Source organism: Micromonospora sp. WMMD987 (genome assembly GCF_029581435.1).
In the GTDB taxonomy this organism is placed as follows: domain Bacteria; phylum Actinomycetota; class Actinomycetes; order Mycobacteriales; family Micromonosporaceae; genus Micromonospora; species Micromonospora rifamycinica.
The window spans coordinates 5,281,708-5,297,958 of record NZ_CP120861.1; the positions used below are offsets into that span (position 1 = coordinate 5,281,708).

The 16,251-nt window shown below is 75.3% G+C and carries 11 protein-coding genes and 1 pseudogene; 7 read left to right on the top strand and 5 right to left on the bottom strand.

Annotated elements, in window-relative coordinates:
- The first annotated feature begins 220 nt into the window (after nt 1-220).
- A complete protein-coding gene (murA, locus tag O7612_RS22215) occupies nt 221-1,576 on the top strand; it encodes a UDP-N-acetylglucosamine 1-carboxyvinyltransferase (protein WP_348773976.1) in 1,356 nt (451 codons plus the stop codon).
- Between the two features lie 105 nt (nt 1,577-1,681).
- A complete protein-coding gene (locus O7612_RS22220; RefSeq protein WP_282267081.1) occupies nt 1,682-2,326 on the top strand; it encodes a DUF3043 domain-containing protein in 645 nt (214 codons plus the stop codon).
- A 184-nt stretch (nt 2,327-2,510) separates the two neighbouring features.
- On the opposite strand, the gene O7612_RS22225 is transcribed toward O7612_RS22220, so the two are convergent.
- From O7612_RS22225 to O7612_RS22235, 3 genes are read right to left on the bottom strand one after another with little or no spacing between them, the layout of a single operon-like run.
- A complete protein-coding gene (locus O7612_RS22225) occupies nt 2,511-3,506 on the bottom strand; it encodes an ATP-binding cassette domain-containing protein (protein ID WP_282267083.1) in 996 nt (331 codons plus the stop codon).
- On the bottom strand, nt 3,503-4,345 hold the full coding sequence (locus O7612_RS22230) for an ABC-2 family transporter protein (protein ID WP_282267086.1): 843 nt from the start codon (nt 4,343-4,345) through the stop codon (nt 3,503-3,505). Before O7612_RS22230 ends, O7612_RS22225 begins: the two co-directional genes overlap by 4 nt.
- Nucleotides 4,338-5,051, bottom strand: a complete 714-nt coding sequence (locus tag O7612_RS22235) for an ABC-2 family transporter protein (protein WP_282267088.1) — start codon at nt 5,049-5,051, stop codon at nt 4,338-4,340. Before O7612_RS22235 ends, O7612_RS22230 begins: the two co-directional genes overlap by 8 nt.
- Nucleotides 5,052-5,347: 296 nt before the next feature.
- Here O7612_RS22235 and O7612_RS22240 point away from each other — a divergent pair, with 296 nt between their 5' ends.
- Both O7612_RS22240 and O7612_RS22245 read left to right on the top strand, forming a co-directional pair.
- Nucleotides 5,348-9,589, top strand: coding sequence for a WG repeat-containing protein (locus O7612_RS22240; protein ID WP_282267089.1), 4,242 nt, complete (start codon nt 5,348-5,350; stop codon nt 9,587-9,589).
- Between the two features lie 48 nt (nt 9,590-9,637).
- Nucleotides 9,638-10,636, top strand: a complete 999-nt coding sequence (locus tag O7612_RS22245; RefSeq protein ID WP_282267091.1) for an aldo/keto reductase family protein — start codon at nt 9,638-9,640, stop codon at nt 10,634-10,636.
- Nucleotides 10,637-10,679: 43 nt separating this feature from the next.
- Here the strand turns inward: O7612_RS22245 and O7612_RS22250 are convergent, their stop codons facing one another.
- Nucleotides 10,680-11,477, bottom strand: a complete 798-nt coding sequence (locus O7612_RS22250; protein WP_067313618.1) for a site-2 protease family protein — start codon at nt 11,475-11,477, stop codon at nt 10,680-10,682.
- On the bottom strand, nt 11,477-11,677 hold the full coding sequence (locus O7612_RS22255) for a hypothetical protein (RefSeq protein WP_282267094.1): 201 nt from the start codon (nt 11,675-11,677) through the stop codon (nt 11,477-11,479). The genes O7612_RS22250 and O7612_RS22255 overlap by 1 nt, the downstream gene beginning before the upstream one ends.
- A 217-nt stretch (nt 11,678-11,894) precedes the next feature.
- Between O7612_RS22255 and O7612_RS22260 the strand changes: the two are divergent.
- From O7612_RS22260 to O7612_RS22270, 3 genes and pseudogenes are all read left to right on the top strand, one after another.
- Nucleotides 11,895-13,889 (top strand): annotated as a pseudogene (locus tag O7612_RS22260) (bifunctional adenosylcobinamide kinase/adenosylcobinamide-phosphate guanylyltransferase); the annotation flags it as partial.
- A gap of 160 nt (nt 13,890-14,049) precedes the next feature.
- Nucleotides 14,050-14,823 (top strand): adenosylcobinamide-GDP ribazoletransferase, encoded by a 774-nt coding sequence (cobS, locus tag O7612_RS22265; protein ID WP_282267095.1) that lies wholly within the window; start codon nt 14,050-14,052, stop codon nt 14,821-14,823.
- A 65-nt stretch (nt 14,824-14,888) separates the two neighbouring features.
- A complete protein-coding gene (locus tag O7612_RS22270) occupies nt 14,889-16,184 on the top strand; it encodes a DUF2314 domain-containing protein (protein ID WP_282267097.1) in 1,296 nt (431 codons plus the stop codon).
- Nucleotides 16,185-16,251: the final 67 nt, after the last annotated feature.

The window sequence follows — 16,251 nt, forward strand, 5'->3', positions numbered from 1 at the left end:
GAAGGTACGAGAACGTACCAGATTCCCCGGTTCGTTCCCGGACCGTCGCCGTGACCGATTCGCATCTCGTCACGGAGGGCTATGCTGCCGGGGCGACGTACCACGGGGGCCGTTTCGCCTCGGCCCCCCAGCGGGTAGCTGACAGTTCATGCCGGACGGCTGGACAGCATGCCCCATCATCGACTCACCCGGCACCACCCGACACGCGCTGGAGGTTGCGTTGACGGACGACGTCCTGGTCGTACACGGAGGTACTCCGCTCGAAGGGCGGATCCGCGTGCGCGGCGCGAAGAACCTGGTCTCCAAGGCGATGGTCGCGGCCCTGCTGGGCGACTCGCCCAGCCGGCTGTTCGACGTCCCCAAGATCCGTGACGTCGAGGTGGTCCGCGGGCTGCTCGGCCTGCACGGGGTGAAGGTGACCGACGGCACCGAGGACGGCGAGCTGGTCTTCGACCCGTCCAACGTCGAGAGCGCCAGCACCGACCAGATCAACGTGCACGCCGGATCCAGCCGGATCCCGATCCTGTTCTGCGGCCCGCTGCTGCACCGGCTCGGCCACGCCTTCATCCCGGACCTGGGCGGCTGCCACATCGGCCCCCGCCCGATCGACTTCCACCTCCAGGCGCTGCGCGAGTTCGGCGCGACGGTGGAGAAGAGCCCCGAGGGCCTGCACCTGTCCGCGCCGAACGGGCTGCACGGCACCAAGTTCGCCCTGCCGTACCCGAGCGTCGGCGCGACCGAGCAGGTGCTGCTGACCGCGGTGATGGCCGAGGGCGTCACCGAGCTACGCAACGCCGCCGTCGAGCCCGAGATCATCGACCTGATCTGCATCCTGCAGAAGATGGGCGCGATCATCAAGGTGCACACCGACCGGGTGATCGAGATCCAGGGCGTCAAGAAGCTGCACGGCTACACCCACCGGCCGATCCCGGACCGGATCGAGGCGGCGAGCTGGGCGGCGGCGGCGCTGGCCACCCGGGGTCACGTCGAGGTGCTCGGCGCGCAGCAGGCCGACATGATGACCTTCCTCAACATCTTCCGCTCCGTCGGCGGCGAGTACGAGGTCACCGACGCCCGCCCGCCGAAGCTCGGCGACCCGGGCCAGGAGGGCGGCATCCGCTTCTGGCACCCGGGCGGCGAGCTGAACGCGGTGGCGCTGGAGACCGACGTGCACCCCGGGTTCATGACCGACTGGCAGCAGCCCCTCGTGGTGGCGCTGACCCAGGCCCGGGGCCTGTCGATCGTCCACGAGACGGTCTACGAGCAGCGGCTGGGCTACACCGACGCGTTGAACACCATGGGCGCCAACATCCAGGTCTACCGGGACTGCCTCGGCGGCACCCCGTGCCGGTTCGGCCGCCGCAACTTCAAGCACTCCGCGGTGATCGCCGGGCCGAGCAAGCTGCACGCCGCCGACCTGGTCATCCCGGACCTGCGGGCCGGGTTCAGCCACCTGATCGCGGCGCTCGCCGCCGAGGGCACCTCCCGGGTGTACGGCGTCGACCTGATCAACCGGGGCTACGAGGACTTCGAGGCCAAGCTGGCCGACCTCGGCGCGCACACCGAACGCCCGTAACACCGTCCGACCCGGCGCGGGGCGGCCGCGACCCCGGTCCGGCCCGCTCCCGGCCGCGGCCGCGACCCCGGTCCACCCGCCCGTCGAGCGCCCGGTGCACCCGTGATGTGCACCGGGCGCCGACGGGTGGCTACCCTTCACCTCGTGCCGTCGCTGTTTCGCCGCAAGTCCGCCGACTCCGACTCCTCCACCGCCGCCACGGTGGTGACCGAGGAGCCATCCGCCGCGCGCCCCCGGGGTTACACCCCGAGCAAGAAGGAACTGGGCGTCGAGACCCCGAAACGGCCGGTCGCCGGTCGCCGGCCCGCCGGCCCGACCCGGCCGCTGACCAAGGAGGAGGCCCGGGAGCAGCGCCGCAAGGCGCGCACCGAGGCCGCCGCCGAGTTCCGCCGCGAGGGCGGCCCCCGGGACCGGGGGCCGGAACGGCTGCTGGCCCGCAACGTGGTCGACTCCCGCCGGACGATCGGCACCTGGTTCTTCGGTGGCGCGCTGATCGTGCTGATCGGCTCGAACGCCGCGATGCCGCAGGCGATCCGGCTCGCCTCCAACGTGGTGTGGGGCGCGCTCGCACTCGGCGTGGTGATCGACTCGGTGCTGATCTCCCGCCGGATCAAGAAGCTGGTCCGGGAGCGCTTCCCCACCAGCGGCGAGCGGATGGGCTCGCTCTACCTGTACGCGATCATGCGGTCGATCACCTTCCGCCGGATGCGCGCCCCGGCCCCCCGGGTGCAGATCGGCGAACCGGTCTGACCGGACGTCTCCCGACGGCCCCACCCCCACCGGGCGGGGCCGTCGTCATGTCCGGCGCCCCCGCCCCGGGGGACGGCCGGACCGGGCGACCTGGGCCGGTGACCATGGTCGGCGCGGGCCGGGGACGGCCGGAGCGGTCAACCAGGTCGGCGCGGGCCGGGGACGGCCGGAGCGGTCAACCCGGTCACCCCGGTCGGCGCGGGCCGGTGACGGCGGGGTCCGGGGGCGGGGTCCGGTAGAGCCGGGCCACCACATCCTCGATGTCCGGCTCGACGATCGAGACGTCACGCAACGCGGCCAGCCCGGCCACCGCGGACACCACCTCCGCCACCCCCGCCGACTCCAGCGTGTAGACCAGCCGCCGCCCGTCGGCCTCGACCCGGAGCAGCGGCGCCCCCACCGGCCGCGGCGGCACCGCCAGCGGAACGTCCAGCTCGACGACGACCAGCCGGCGGGAGCCGTACCGGGTGTGCAGGGCGGCGATCGAACCGTCGTGCACCACCCGGCCGTGGTCGACCACCACCAGCCGGGCGCACAACCGCTCGATGTCGGCCAGGTCGTGGGTGGTCAGCACCAACGTGGTGTCCCCGGCCCGGCCCAGCTCGGCGAGGAACTCCCGGACCGCCTGCCTGCTCACCACGTCCAGGCCGATGGTCGGCTCGTCGAGGAAGAGCACCTGCGGCCCGTGCAGCAGCGCGGCGGTCAACTCGCCGCGCATCCGTTGCCCCAGCGAGAGCTGCCGTACCGGGGTGTCCAGGAAGGCGTCCAGGTCGAGCAGGTCACGGCAGCGGCGCAGCCGGGCGGCGTGGTCGGCGGCGGGCACCCGGTACAGGTGACGCAGCAGGTCGAACGAGTCACCCAGCGGCAGGTCCCACCAGAGCTGGGACCGCTGGCCGAAGACCACCCCGATCCGCAGCGCCAGCCGGGTCCGGTCGGCGACCGGACGCAGGCCGCAGACCCGGGCCTGCCCCGCCGACGGACTCAGCACCCCGGTGAGCATCTTCAGGGTGGTCGACTTGCCCGCCCCGTTCGGGCCGATGTAGCCGAGCATCTCGCCACGCTCCACCCGCAGGTCGATGCCGTCCACGGCGGTGACCGTCCGCTTCTGACGGCGCAGCCGGCCCGCCCTCACCCGTACCGTGAACTCCTTGCGCAGCCCGTCCATCTCGATGACGCTCATGACCCCGTACTCCGGTAGTGGCGGACACCCGTGCGCCAGGCCGCCGCCGCGACCACGGCGGCGACCAACGCCACCCCCGGCGCGGCCCAGCCGGCCCACGACGGCAGGCCGAGCGGGTCGGCGCGGCCCAGCAGCGCCAGCGCCGGCTGGTAACTGACGAAGGCGAACCCCAGGCCGTACGCGAAGGCGGCCCGGAACCACCCCTCGAAGACGGTCACCGGGTACGAGGTGAAGTCCCGCCCACCGTAGGTGACCGAGTTGGCCAGCTCACCGGAGTCCACCCACCAGAACGACACGGTGGCGGTGGCCACGAAGAGCGACCCGAAGAAGACCACCCCGGCCAGCGGGGCGACCACCGCCAGCGCCACCCGGGCCGGGGTCCAGTCGATCCCGGCCGAGGTCAGCGCCACCACCAGCACGCCCACCCCGAATAGGCCCCGGGACACCTTGCGCAGCGGCAGGTTCATCAGCAGCAGTTGGGGCAGCGTGCCGAGCGGCCGGAGCAGCACCGCGTCGAACAGGCCGGTGCGCACGTGGCCGGGCAGCCGCTCGATGTTGCCGACCAGCAGGTCCGCCACGGCGAAGGCGCTGGCCGACAGCCCCACCATCACCAGCGTCTCGCGCAGCGTGAACCCGCCCAGTTCCCGGGTCACCCCGTAGATCACCAGGACGGTGACCACGTCGAAGACGGTGGCTCCCACGTTGCCCAGCAGGTCCAGCAGGAACGACGCCCGGTACACCGTCTGCGACCGGGCCTGCGCCCCGAGCAGCGCCCGGTACGCCCGCAGCGTCCCACCCGGCAGGCCCGCCGCGCGGGTGGACACCCGGTGCTCAGCCACCCTGCACCACCAGCCGGCGTTCGGCCCGCCGCTGCACCAGCCGGCAGGCGGCCAGCACCAGCACCGTCCAGCCGAGCTGGAGGGCGACCAGGCCGACCTGGACGGCCGGTGGATCCCGCTCCACCAGCACGTCGAGCGGGGTCTGCATCAGGCTCGGGAACGGGGTGCCGCACCACAGCACCAGTTGCAGCCATTCCGGCAGGAACCGCAGTGGAAAGTAGAGCCCGGCCAGCACACCCGAGCCGAGGGTCCACAGCAGCAGCGGACCCCGCGCGTCCTGCCACCAGTACGCGGTGGCGTTGACCAGGAACCGGCAGCCGAAGCAGAGCACCACGGCGGCAACCACGGAGACCACGAAGAGCCCCAGGGTGGACCACCGGGACGGCAGGTACACGTCGAAGAAGACCGGCCCGACCAGGACCGGCGGGAGCAGCCGGGCCAGCGCGGCGTACCCGGCCCGCCCCAGGTCGGTGGCGAGGTAGCTGGTCACCGGGTGCACCGGGCGGAGCAGGTCGGCGGCCACGTCACCGGTGCGGATCCGGTCGGCCAGGTCGGTCCAGCCCCAGAGCAGCACGACGGCGATCAGCCCCTGCCCCATCCAGACGAAGGTGGCGAGCTGGTCCCGGTCGTACCCGCCGACGCCACCGGCCCCGGCGGCGGCCAGCAGCACCGAGCAGTGCAGGAAACCGAACACGGTGTTGGTCACGGCACCGGCCAGGGCGGCCTGTCGATAGGTGGCGTACCGGCGGAATCCGGCCCGGGATATGGCCCCGAATGTCCGGAACCATCGGGTAACGTTTGCGCTCGTGGGTAGTGCCACAGTGGCGGTGACCGAGCCCACGCCGCTACCCTCCTTCCGCAGCCCCGCCGTGCCGGACGGGGGACTCTACCGGCATCCCGGGGCGCCCGGCACCACAATTTGCAACGAGGTGACACCGCCGTGAGCGAGCGACGCGAGCCGGGCATCGGGCCGCGCCGCACGCGTGGACTCGGGGGCCTCCGGTGACGGGCGGGTGGCGCGACCGCTGGGACGCCCCGGCGGAACCGTCCTGGGTGATCGAGCCGACCAGCGAGTGGCACCCCCAGTTCCGCGGCCAGCGCTACCCCGGCGACATCGGCAACCGGTACGCCGACCCGCGGGGACGGGCCACCGCCTTCGGCCGCGCCGAGGTGCCCCCGCTCGCCCCGACCCGCCCCGACGGCACCTACCTCGGCCGCTCCTGGGCCGACGAGGAGGACGGCGCCACCCGCGAGGACGAGCCGGGCGACGAGCGGTACCCCGACCACGACGCGTACCGCCGGCCGGTCGACGAGGCGTACCGCCGGCCCCCGGACGAGCCGATCTGGCAGCGGGAACGCCGCCAGCCCGCGACGGACCGGCTCGCCGACCGGACCGCGGACCGGTTCGACGGCCACCCGGAGGCGGACCGGCACGCCGGCCGGACCAGGTGGTCCGACCGGCGGCGGGGTGCCGTCGACCCGGCTCCCACCGGGTGGCACCGTGACCGCGGCGCCCCCGACCGCGCCGCCCCCGACCGACACCGCGCCGACGGGTACGACGCCCCACCCGGCCGGGAGCGCACCGCTCCCGGTGTCACACCGGTGTCCCCCGGCCGGGCACCCGTCTCCCCCGCTCCCCGCCACGAACCGCCCCGCCACGAACCGCCCCGCGACAGCCGATCCGACCGGTTCGTCGAACCAGGCTGGACGGTCGAGCCCGACGAGCTCCCCCGCCGCAGGCGCACCACCGGCGAACGCCCCGGCGTCGGCCACCGCGCCCCCGACGACGGCGGGCTCACCCCCGACACCGGCGGCCAGGCCCGGCGCACCCCGGACGACCGCGGGCACGAGCGGCGGCTCACCGACGAGACCCGCCACGACCGGCGGTTCGCCGAGTCGGACCGTCATGATCGGCGGTTCGCCGACGAGACCCACCATGATCGGCGGTTCGCCGACGAGACCCACCATGATCGGCGGTTCGCCGACGAGGACCGCCGCGACCCGCACCCGGGCACGCGGCGGCCCGCGCAGGATCTCCCGACGCGGTTCCGGGCGGACGAACCACCCAGGTCGCCGGCACGGAAGTCCGTCGAACGACCCGCCGCCCGGGGCCACGACGACCTCCGCCGCCGGCCCTTCGACGACGACCGGACGCCGGTCTCCCCCATTCCCGAGGACCGGTGGCAGCACCCACGCGTCCCCGCGGAGCGACCGCCACCGCGACCACGCGAGGCGGCGTCCCGCACGGAGGCGTTCCCCGACCTCCGTCCCCGCGAGTCGACACCGCCGCCGGCCCCGTCGAGCGACGAGCCGTGGAGCCGCACCGACACCGACCGGACGGGCACCCGGCGACCCGCACACGACCCGGACCACGCCCGCGACGGCCGGCAGCCGTACCCCGGGCCGGAGCGCCGCCCGGCGGAACCGCACCGGTCGGTCCCCCCGCCCGCCCGCTACGACGACCGTCCGGCGGCCCGGGTCACCCCGGACCCGACGACGGAACGCCTCGGGGACCGTCGGGGCGGCGCGGCACCACCCCCGACCCGCCCGGTCTCCGGCCCACCGGTCTCCGGCCCGCCGGTCTCTTCGGTTCCGGTCTCGCCGGCCCCGGGGCCGGCGGCCGATGTCGGTCCGGCCGACGTCGCCCCGATCTCCGCGCCGCCAGCGGCCCGGCTGCACATCGAGTTCCGCCAGCCCACGCAGGGCGACCACCGGCCGGCTGCGTCGGCACCGGCCGACCCGCCCACCGCTCCCCCGCCCGGCCGACCCGGCGGTCTGGAGATCACCCCCGACCGACCCCGCCGGTACGTCCCGCCGCCGCCGGAGCCCACCGCCGACCCGCCGGACACCGCGCCCCGCACCACGCCGAACAGTTCCGCGGCCTGGTTCCGGCCCGGCCGGTCGACGCCCATGCCAGCCACCGGCACCACCGAGGCCGGTGGCAGACCGGCGCACGCCGGTACCGGTGGTCCGGCCACCGACACCGGCGACCGAACCGCCCACGCCGACACCGGCGACCGAACCGCCCACGCCGACACCGGCGACCGGACCACCCGTGCCGACACCGGCGACCGAACCGCCCACGCCGACACCGGCGACCGGACCGCACCTGCCGCGGACCGACCCGCCGGCACCGACCACCGACCCGCCGACACCGGTGACCGGGCCGCCGGTACCGGGTTCGCGGAACCGGCGGCCCGGTCCGCCTCCCCGGTGGACGCCCCCGACGCCGGTCCCGTCCACGGTCCCCGGCCGACCCCGGACCGGGGCGGCCCGGTCAGCGCCACCGACGGTCCCGGCGGGACCGGACCCGTGCCGATGGCGGATCCCACGACCGCCGCCGTCGAGGTGGCGGTGCCGCCGTACCCGCCCGCCGGGAACGCCCCGGAACACCACCTCAGCACGGCGACCCCCGACACCGGATCCGGCCCGGCCCGGGAGTCCGCTCCGGTCGACACCACCGGCGGTGCTCCGCTCCCGACCGACGACCGTACGGACAGTCCCACCGAGCCGACCGGCACCGGCCCGCGCGCCACCCCAGCCGGCACCGGCCCGGTGACCGCTCCAGCCGGCACCGGCCCGGTGACCGCTCCAGCCGGCACCGGCCCGGTGACCGCTCCAGCCGGCACCGGCCCGGTGACCGCTCCAGCCGGCACCGGCCCGGTGACCGCTCCAGCCGGCACCGGCCCGCAGGCCACCTCGACCGGCACCAGCCCGCAGGCCACCCCGGATGCGGTGGTCGAGGCCGCACCGGCGACGAGCGTCGGCGCGGGCGGCACCACGACACAACCGACCGGCACCGCGACACAACCGACCGGCACCACGACACAACCGACCGGCAGCACGGCGCAGCCGACCGCCGTCGGGGCCGGCGCGGACCGCGCGGGACCGGGGTCGACCGTGCCCGCCCCCGACGAGCCCGACGCCGCCTCGGCCGTACCCCGGGACGATCCGGAGCAGGTGCTGGCCGGCTACCGGTGGCGGCTGGACCCGCAGAGCCTGCGCGAGGTGGTCGACGACCCGGCGGAACTGCGGATCCTCCGACGCCGGCTGACCGAGAAGCTCGCCTCGGCCCTGGACAACCGGACCCGCGCCCGGCTGCTCAGTCTGCGGGCGGTGACCTCGCGGCTGGTCGACGACCTGGACGACGCGCTGGCCGACGCCCGGCTCGCCCTGACCTACGCCGAGGCGACCGGGGAACTGCGGCGGACCGCGCTGGCCCGGGCACGGCTGGCCGAGGCGTTGCGCTGGAAGGGCGAGTTCACCGAGGCCGACCGGCTCTTCACCGAGGCCAACTCCACCGAACTACCGGACCGGCTGCGGTCGGCCCTGCACGAGCACGCCGGCCGCTGCTGCTACGACCAGGGTCGGCTGATCGAGGCGTGCACGCATTTCGAACGGGCACTGGACCTGCGCCGGGCCGACGACCCGGAGTTGACCGAGCGGATCGGGGTGGCGCTGGACGCGGTGCACACCCGGGCGGCGGCGCGGGCGGGCTTCGGGCCGTACCCGCGTAGCCGGGACGAGGTGCGGCACGGTCGCCGACCGCCGAGGCCCACCCACGACGGCCGGGGCTGCTGGGGCTACGCGGACACCACCGGTGACCTGGTCGTCGACTACCGGTACGCCGAGGCGCAGCCGTTCCACGAGCAGGTGGCCTGGGTACGCCGCCCCGACCACACCGGTTGGGAACTGATCGACGAGGCCGGCAGCACCCTGCTCGACGCCGGGTACACCCGGGTGCTGCCCTTCTCCGACGGCCTGGCCTGGGTGTCGCGGGGCGGCGACGCCGACTGGTCGGCGATCGAGCCCGACGGGACCGTGCTGGTGCCGGCGGGCTTCGAGGAGGTCCACCCGTTCCGTGCCGGGGTGGCGGCCGTCCGCCGGGGCGGCTGGGGCGCGGTGGACCGGCACGGCCGACTGGTCGTCCCGCCGCGCTACCACGGGATCACCACGACGCTGTCCGACGGTCGGCAGCTCGACGGCTTCACCGACGAGGGGCTGGCCGTGGTGGAGCTCGCCGGTCGGCAGGGGGTGGTCGACCGCGCCGGCACGATGCTGGTCCGGCCGGTGCACCCGGCCCTGGTGATCCACCCGGTGGCGTTCCTGGTCGGTGACGGGATGGACCACTGGGGGGCGCTGGACCGGCGGGGCGAACCGCTGATCCGCCCGGTGCACCCCGACCGGGACGGGGTGCTGGCGGAGATCGACCGGCTGCTCGCCGACACCCACCCCGTGCTCTGACCACCGCGTCGGCGGGTGCCCCGGACCGGGCGGGGCTAGGGTCGCAGCATGGAATTCCGTCACCTTGGCCGTTCGGGCCTCATGGTCAGCGAGATCTCGTACGGCAACTGGATCACCCACGGTTCCCAGGTGGAGGAGGACGCGGCGCTGGCGTGCGTGCGGGCCGCCCTGGACAGCGGGATCACCACCTTCGACACCGCCGACGCCTACGCCGGCACACGCGCCGAGACGGTGCTCGGCAAGGCCCTCGCCGGGGAACGCCGGGAGGGGGTGGAGATCTTCACCAAGGTCTTCTGGCCGACCGGACCGGGCCGCAACGACCGTGGCCTGTCCCGTAAGCACATCATGGCCTCGATCGACGGCTCGCTGCGTCGCCTCCAGACCGACCACGTGGACCTGTACCAGGCCCACCGGTACGACTACAGCACCCCGCTGGAAGAGACGATGGAGGCGTTCGCCGACGTCGTACGGGCGGGCAAGGCGCACTACATCGGCGTCTCCGAGTGGAAGGCGTCGCAACTGCGCGAGGCGCACGCCCTCGCCCGGGAGCTGCGTATCCCGCTGGTCTCCAACCAGCCGCAGTACTCGATGCTGTGGCGGGTCATCGAGGCCGAGGTGGTGCCCGCCAGCGAGGAGCTGGGCATCTCCCAGATCGTCTGGTCGCCGATGGCCCAGGGCGTGCTGTCCGGCAAGTACCTGCCGGGTCAGCCGCCGCCGGCCGGTTCCCGGGCCACCGACGAGAAGTCGGGCGCGGACTTCATCGCGAAGTGGCTCGACGACGAGGTGCTGAACCGGGTGCAGCAGCTCAAGCCGCTCGCCGAGCAGGCCGGGCTGACCATGCCGCAGCTCGCCGTCGCCTGGGTGCTCCAGAACCCGAACGTCGCGTCGGCGATCATCGGGGCGTCCCGCCCCGACCAGGTGCACGACAACGTCAAGGCCGCCGGGGTGACCCTGGAGGCGGACCTGCTCAAGGCCATCGACGACATCGTCGCCCCGGTCACCGAACGCGACCCGGCCAAGACCGAGAGCCCGGCCAAGCGCCCCTGACCCGCCCGGCCGCACCCCGGACCCGCTCCGGGCCGGGGTGCGGTCAGGTCTGCCAGAACCGGATCAGGGACAGCGCGGTGCTGTAGAGCCACGGCGGCAGACCCAGCAGGTCGCTGAGCCAGAAGACGGCGGTGAAGAACCAGCCGCCGATGCGCGGGTTCCACAGCAGGGCGAAGAGCAGGATGAACCCGAACGGCGCGAACAGGTCGTACATCCGTCGCCACTGCGGGTTGAGCCACGGCTGGATCATGTTGCCGCCGTCCAGGCCGGGCACCGGGAGCAGGTTCAGTACGCTCGCGGTGAGCTGGAGGAACGCCAGCAGGGCCACCCCGGCCCAGAACTCCACCGGGCCGCCCACCCCGATCCCCACCCGTAGCACCACCACCAGCAGCAGGGTGAACAGCACGTTGGTCGCCGGGCCGGCGAGACTGACCAGGGTGTGCCGCAGCCGCCCGGGGATGGCGTGCCGGTCCACCCAGACCGCCCCACCGGGCAGGCCGATGCCGCCGAGCAGCACCACCACCACCGGCAGCACGATCGACAGCAGCGGGTGGGTGTACTTGAGCGGGTTCAACGTCAGGTAGCCCCGGTGCGCGATGTCCCGGTCACCGGCCCGGTAGGCGACCACCGCGTGGGCGTACTCGTGCAGGCAGAGCGAGACCAGCCAGCCGGAGACGACGAAGAGGAACACGTCGAACCGGACGTTGCCCACCCCGTTCCAGGTGAGCACGCCACTGGTCACGAAGAGCGCGACCAGGGCCAGGAAGACCGGGCTGGGCCGGAACGCCGCCCGGGGCACGCCGAGCACCAGCGGCTCGCCCCCCGGGCGGTCGTGGGCCATCACTCCGCCGTCGGCAGCAGGCTCATCCGGTAGTCCACCCGGTCGTCCTCGACGAGCGTGACCGAGGTGACGCCGGACGCCGCGAGTTCCCGCCAGGCCTGGCCGATCCAGGACTCGGCGTCCGCCTGACTGCTGAACGTGTCCGCCGGTCCGTCGACCGACGCGCCGTCCGTGCCCTCGTACCGCCAGCTCCACGCCATGCCGCGTCTCCCCTCGCCGCTCCGCCGTCCCCCGGGGGACGGACCCCCGCAAGCGTAGTCGGCCGGTGCCGGACCGCACCGGACGCGGGCCTGCGGGGCCGCGCCGGTGACCCGCCGTCACCGCCGACGGTCCGACCCGGCCCCGACCGGCCACGACGCCCCGGGACGCGGCCGGGCCGGCGGGCGCGGCCGGGTCGGGCGGCCTTAAGGTACGGGCATGTCCGTTGAGGGGTGGAACACGGTCCTGGTGCTCGGCGGTATCCGTTCGGGCAAGTCGGAGTTCGCCGAGTCCCTGGTGGCCGACGCGCCCACCGTGCGGTACGTGGCGACGTCGGCCGCCGGCGACCCGGACGACACCGAGTGGGCCACCCGCCTGGCCGCCCACCGGGAACGCCGGCCCGGGAGCTGGACCACCGAGGAGACCGCGGACGATCCGCGCCGGCTGGCCGACGTGCTCGCCTCGGCCGGGCCGAACGAGACGGTCCTCGTGGACGACCTCGGCGGCTGGGTGACGGTGCTGCTCGACCCGGCCCACCAGCCCGCCGACGATGTGGCCACCATCGCCGAACTGGCCGACGCGGTACGCGCCAGCGAGGCGCGGATCGTGCTGGTCAGCCCGGAGGTGGGCCTGTCGCTGGTGCCCACCACCCCGCTCGGCCGGGCGTTCACCGACGCGCTGGGCGCGGCCAACCGGGCGGTCGCGGACGCCTGCGACGCGGTGGCGCTGGTGGTCGCCGGGCAGCCCGCCTGGCTCAAACCGGCCGCCCCAGCCCGGCCGGTCGGCGTGCCCGCCCCGGCCACCCCGGGCGGTGACGCGGCCCTCCCCGGCACCGGCGCGACCGTCGGGCACCCGGGTGCGGCCGACCGGTCGCCGGCCCCACTGCCGGAGGTACTGACCCCCACCGTGCCGACGACGCCGGCCACGCCGGCCGCCGACGGCACCAGTTGGGCGGCGCCGACCATGGCACTGCCGGTGGTCGACACCGGGCTGGTCATCCAGCCCGGCATGGAACTGCCGATGCCCGACGAGTACGCCGGCCCGCAGGCGGTGCAGCGGCTCGGCACCCTGGACCTGCCGGGGGCCGGGCTGGGCGTGCTGGAACGGGTGGTCGAGTTCGCCGCCGCCACCCAGGGCACCCCGACGCCCACACCGTGGACCGACGTCCGGGTGCTGCTGCTGCACGGTGACCACGCCGGTGGCGCGGCAGCCGGGGCGCTGCCCGGGGAGTCGGCCCGGCTGGCCCGGCAGGCGCGGGCCGGACGCGGGGCACTGGCCCGGCTGGCCGCCGAGAACGGGGCCGGCCTCCAGGTGGTGGACACCCCGCCGTCCGCACCGATCGAACACGGGCCGGCGCTGGACGTCGAGGCCGTCGAGGCGGCCCTGCGTTACGGCTGGCGGCTGGCCGAGGAGGCCGCCGACGCGGGCGTACGGCTGCTGGTGCTGGGGGCGTGCGGCGCGGGCACCGAGGCCGCCGCCGCCGCGGTGCTGGTCGCGACCGCGGGAGCGGAGGCCCCGACCGTGCTGGGCCGGGTGTACACGGCCGACGGCGAGATCGACGACGCGGCCTGGATGGTGCGGTGCGCGACGGTCAGGGACGCGCTGCACCGCACCCGCCGCTCCCCCCGGGACGCCAAGGACGTCCTGGCCGAGCTGGGCGGCGGTGACGTGGCGGTGGCGACCGGCGTGCTGCTCGGCGCGACCGCCCGCCGGGTGCCGGTGCTGCTCGACGGGCCGGTCGGCCTGGCCGCCGGCATGATCAGCCGGGACCTGGCCGGTCAGGCCCGGCACTGGTGCCTGCTGGTCGACCACGGTGGCCACCCGGCGGTCCGGCTCGCCGCCGACGTGCTCGGCCTGACCCCGCTGCTGGAGCTGCGACTCGACCTCGGCGAGGGGGCGAACGCGCTGGCCGCGTTGCCGCTGCTGCGCTCGGTGCTGGCGCTGGCCGGGGCGTTGCCCGCCCACCCGCACCACGGCGGCGTCGACGACGGGCCGGACGGCACCCTGCCGGACGCCACCGACCCGGGCCTGACCCCCACCCCGCCGGAGCCCGACGAGCCGTCCCGGAGTTCCGCCGCCCCGGACGTCACCGATCCGGGCCTCAGCCGCGCCACCCCGGAGCCCACCGACCCGGAGGGCATCGGGGGCGACGTACCCGACGTCACCCCCGAGTTCGCTGAGCCGCAGCCGGCCGGCCCCGGGCCGACCACCACCGGCCCGACCAACGCTCCCGACCCGGCCACCGTCACTCCCGACCCGACCGCCGCCGGGGCGCAGCCCGCCGGGGCGCACGACGCCGCGGAGTCCGCCGGACCGGACGGCACCGGCCCGGGACGCGGTGTCGTCGAGCCGGAGCGCGACCCGTCCGGTCGGCGTGCCGGCTGAGTCCGGGCGCGGCGACGGGCTCCGACTGGCACTGACCACCCTCACCATCGCCCCGGTCCGGACCGGACGGATCGACCGGACCACGGCGGGCACCGCGATGGCGCTCGCCCCGCTGGTCGGTGCGCTGCTCGGTGGGCTGCTCGGCGCGGTGCTGCTGCTCCTGGCCGCGCTCACCCCGCCCCTGGTCGCCGCCGCGGCGACCGTCGGGCTGGCGGCCCTGCTCACCCGGGGGCTTCACCTGGACGGGCTGGCCGACACCGTGGACGCGCTGGGGTCGTACCGGCGGGGCCCGGCGGCGCTGGAGATCATGAAGAAGCCGGACGTGGGACCGTTCGGGGTGGTCGCCCTGGTGGTCGTACTGCTGCTCCAGACGGCGACGCTCGCGGAGCTGGCCGGGCGGCCGTGGCCGGCGACGCTCGCGGCGGTGGTGGCCGGCACCGCCGCCGGTCGGCTCGGCGTCACCCTGGCCTGCCGACGCGGCGTGCCGGCGGCCCGCCCCGACGGACTCGGCGCGCTGGTGGCCGGAACGGTCGGTCCGGTCGCGCCGGTCGTCGGCGCGGTCGCCGTCGCGCTGGTGGCGGTGCCGGCCGTGCCGGGCCGCCCGTGGCAGGGGCCGGTCGCCGTGCTGGTCGCCCTCGCCGTCGCGACCGGCCTGCTCCGGCACCTGGTACGCCGGTTCGGCGGGATCACCGGCGACGTGCTCGGGGCGACCGTGGAGATGGTGACCACGCTGGTCTACCTGGGCTTGCTGCTGTCCGGCTGAGGACGACGCGGCCCGGCGGGTAGCGTTTGCCCCGACAACACCGGCACGGCCTTCCGGGGGACGACTTGCTCATCACGGACGACTTCCTGCCCGTACCGGTCCCGGAGTCGCTCAGCGCGACCTACCTGGTGCCGATGGCGGGGTTGCCGCGGGTGAGCCCGAAGACCGCGGTCCGGGCACTGGCCGGCCGGCTCGCCGACCCGGTGTACGGCCTCGCCACGCAGATGCTGGACAGTCCGCTGATGTCGGTGGACACCCGGACGATCGACGAGTTCCCGCGACTGCCGCCGGACCTGCTCACCGCCTTCGGGGCCACCGAGGCCCAACTGGGCCGGCTCGCCGCCGCCAGCCACCTGGTGGTGGTGCGGGCCGAGTACCGGCCGGGTTGGCCGCCCGCGCACGAGTGGGCGGCACGGGCGGTGGCCGCCGCGGTGGCCGAATCGGTCGACGGCGACGTGGTGGACGTGTTCGGGTTGCAGTTCCTCGACCCGGCGACGGCGCTGAGGTCGCTGCCGGACGCGCAGGGCCGGATCCGGCTGGTCGACTGGGTGCTGGTCCCCTACTCGTCGGACGCCGAGGGGCTGTGGTTCACCACCAAGGGCCTCCGCCGGTTCGGGATGCTGGAGTTGCAGACCCAGGGGGTGCCCGACCACCTCACCCGGGCCTGGGGGGCGGTGCTGACCGGGGCGGCCCGTCGGCTGCTGCGGGACTGGACCGACGGCCTCGCCGGTGAGGAGGTGCCGGCGTTCGTGCAACTGCCGGTGCTGGCCACGGTGACCGGGCACGACATCGCGGTGGCGTACGGCAATCCGGAGCAGCACGGCGCGACGGCCCCGGTGCTGCTGCGCCTGGAGCTGGACCCGGCGACCGACCCGGAGGCCGACTCGTTCCTCAGCCTGCGCCCGCCCCCCGGTCATCCGGGGCCGGACGGCCGCTACTACGCGACGGCCTGCGCGACCCTGTTCTCCGGCATCGAGCCGGACGTCCGGTACGCCCGCTCGGGGGACGCGATGAGCCGGGCGATCGCCACCGCCCGCGCCGGGCTGGACGACATCCGTGCCCGGTTCCTCGCCGACGGGCTGCCCCCGGAGGCACAGCTGGTGGTCAAGTACGGCCTGCCCGGCGACGACGGTCCCGAGTACGTCTGGGCCGGGGTGAACTCGTGGGACTCCCCGGAGCGGATCGTCGGCGCGAGCGCCAGCGACGCCAACACCGACCCCACCGTGCGGATCGGCTCCCCCGTCGTGGTGCCGGTCGCCGAGGTCGTCGACTGGGCCGTCCTGGACGGCACCGGTGTCATCGAGGGCGGCTGGACCCAGGCCGTCCTGGACGCCGGCGAACGCCCCCACCCCACCCACTGACCCCCACCCGCCCGTCGTCGCCCCGGGCCGTCCCGCCCCGCCGTAGCCGGCGTGGGGGTGGGAGGCA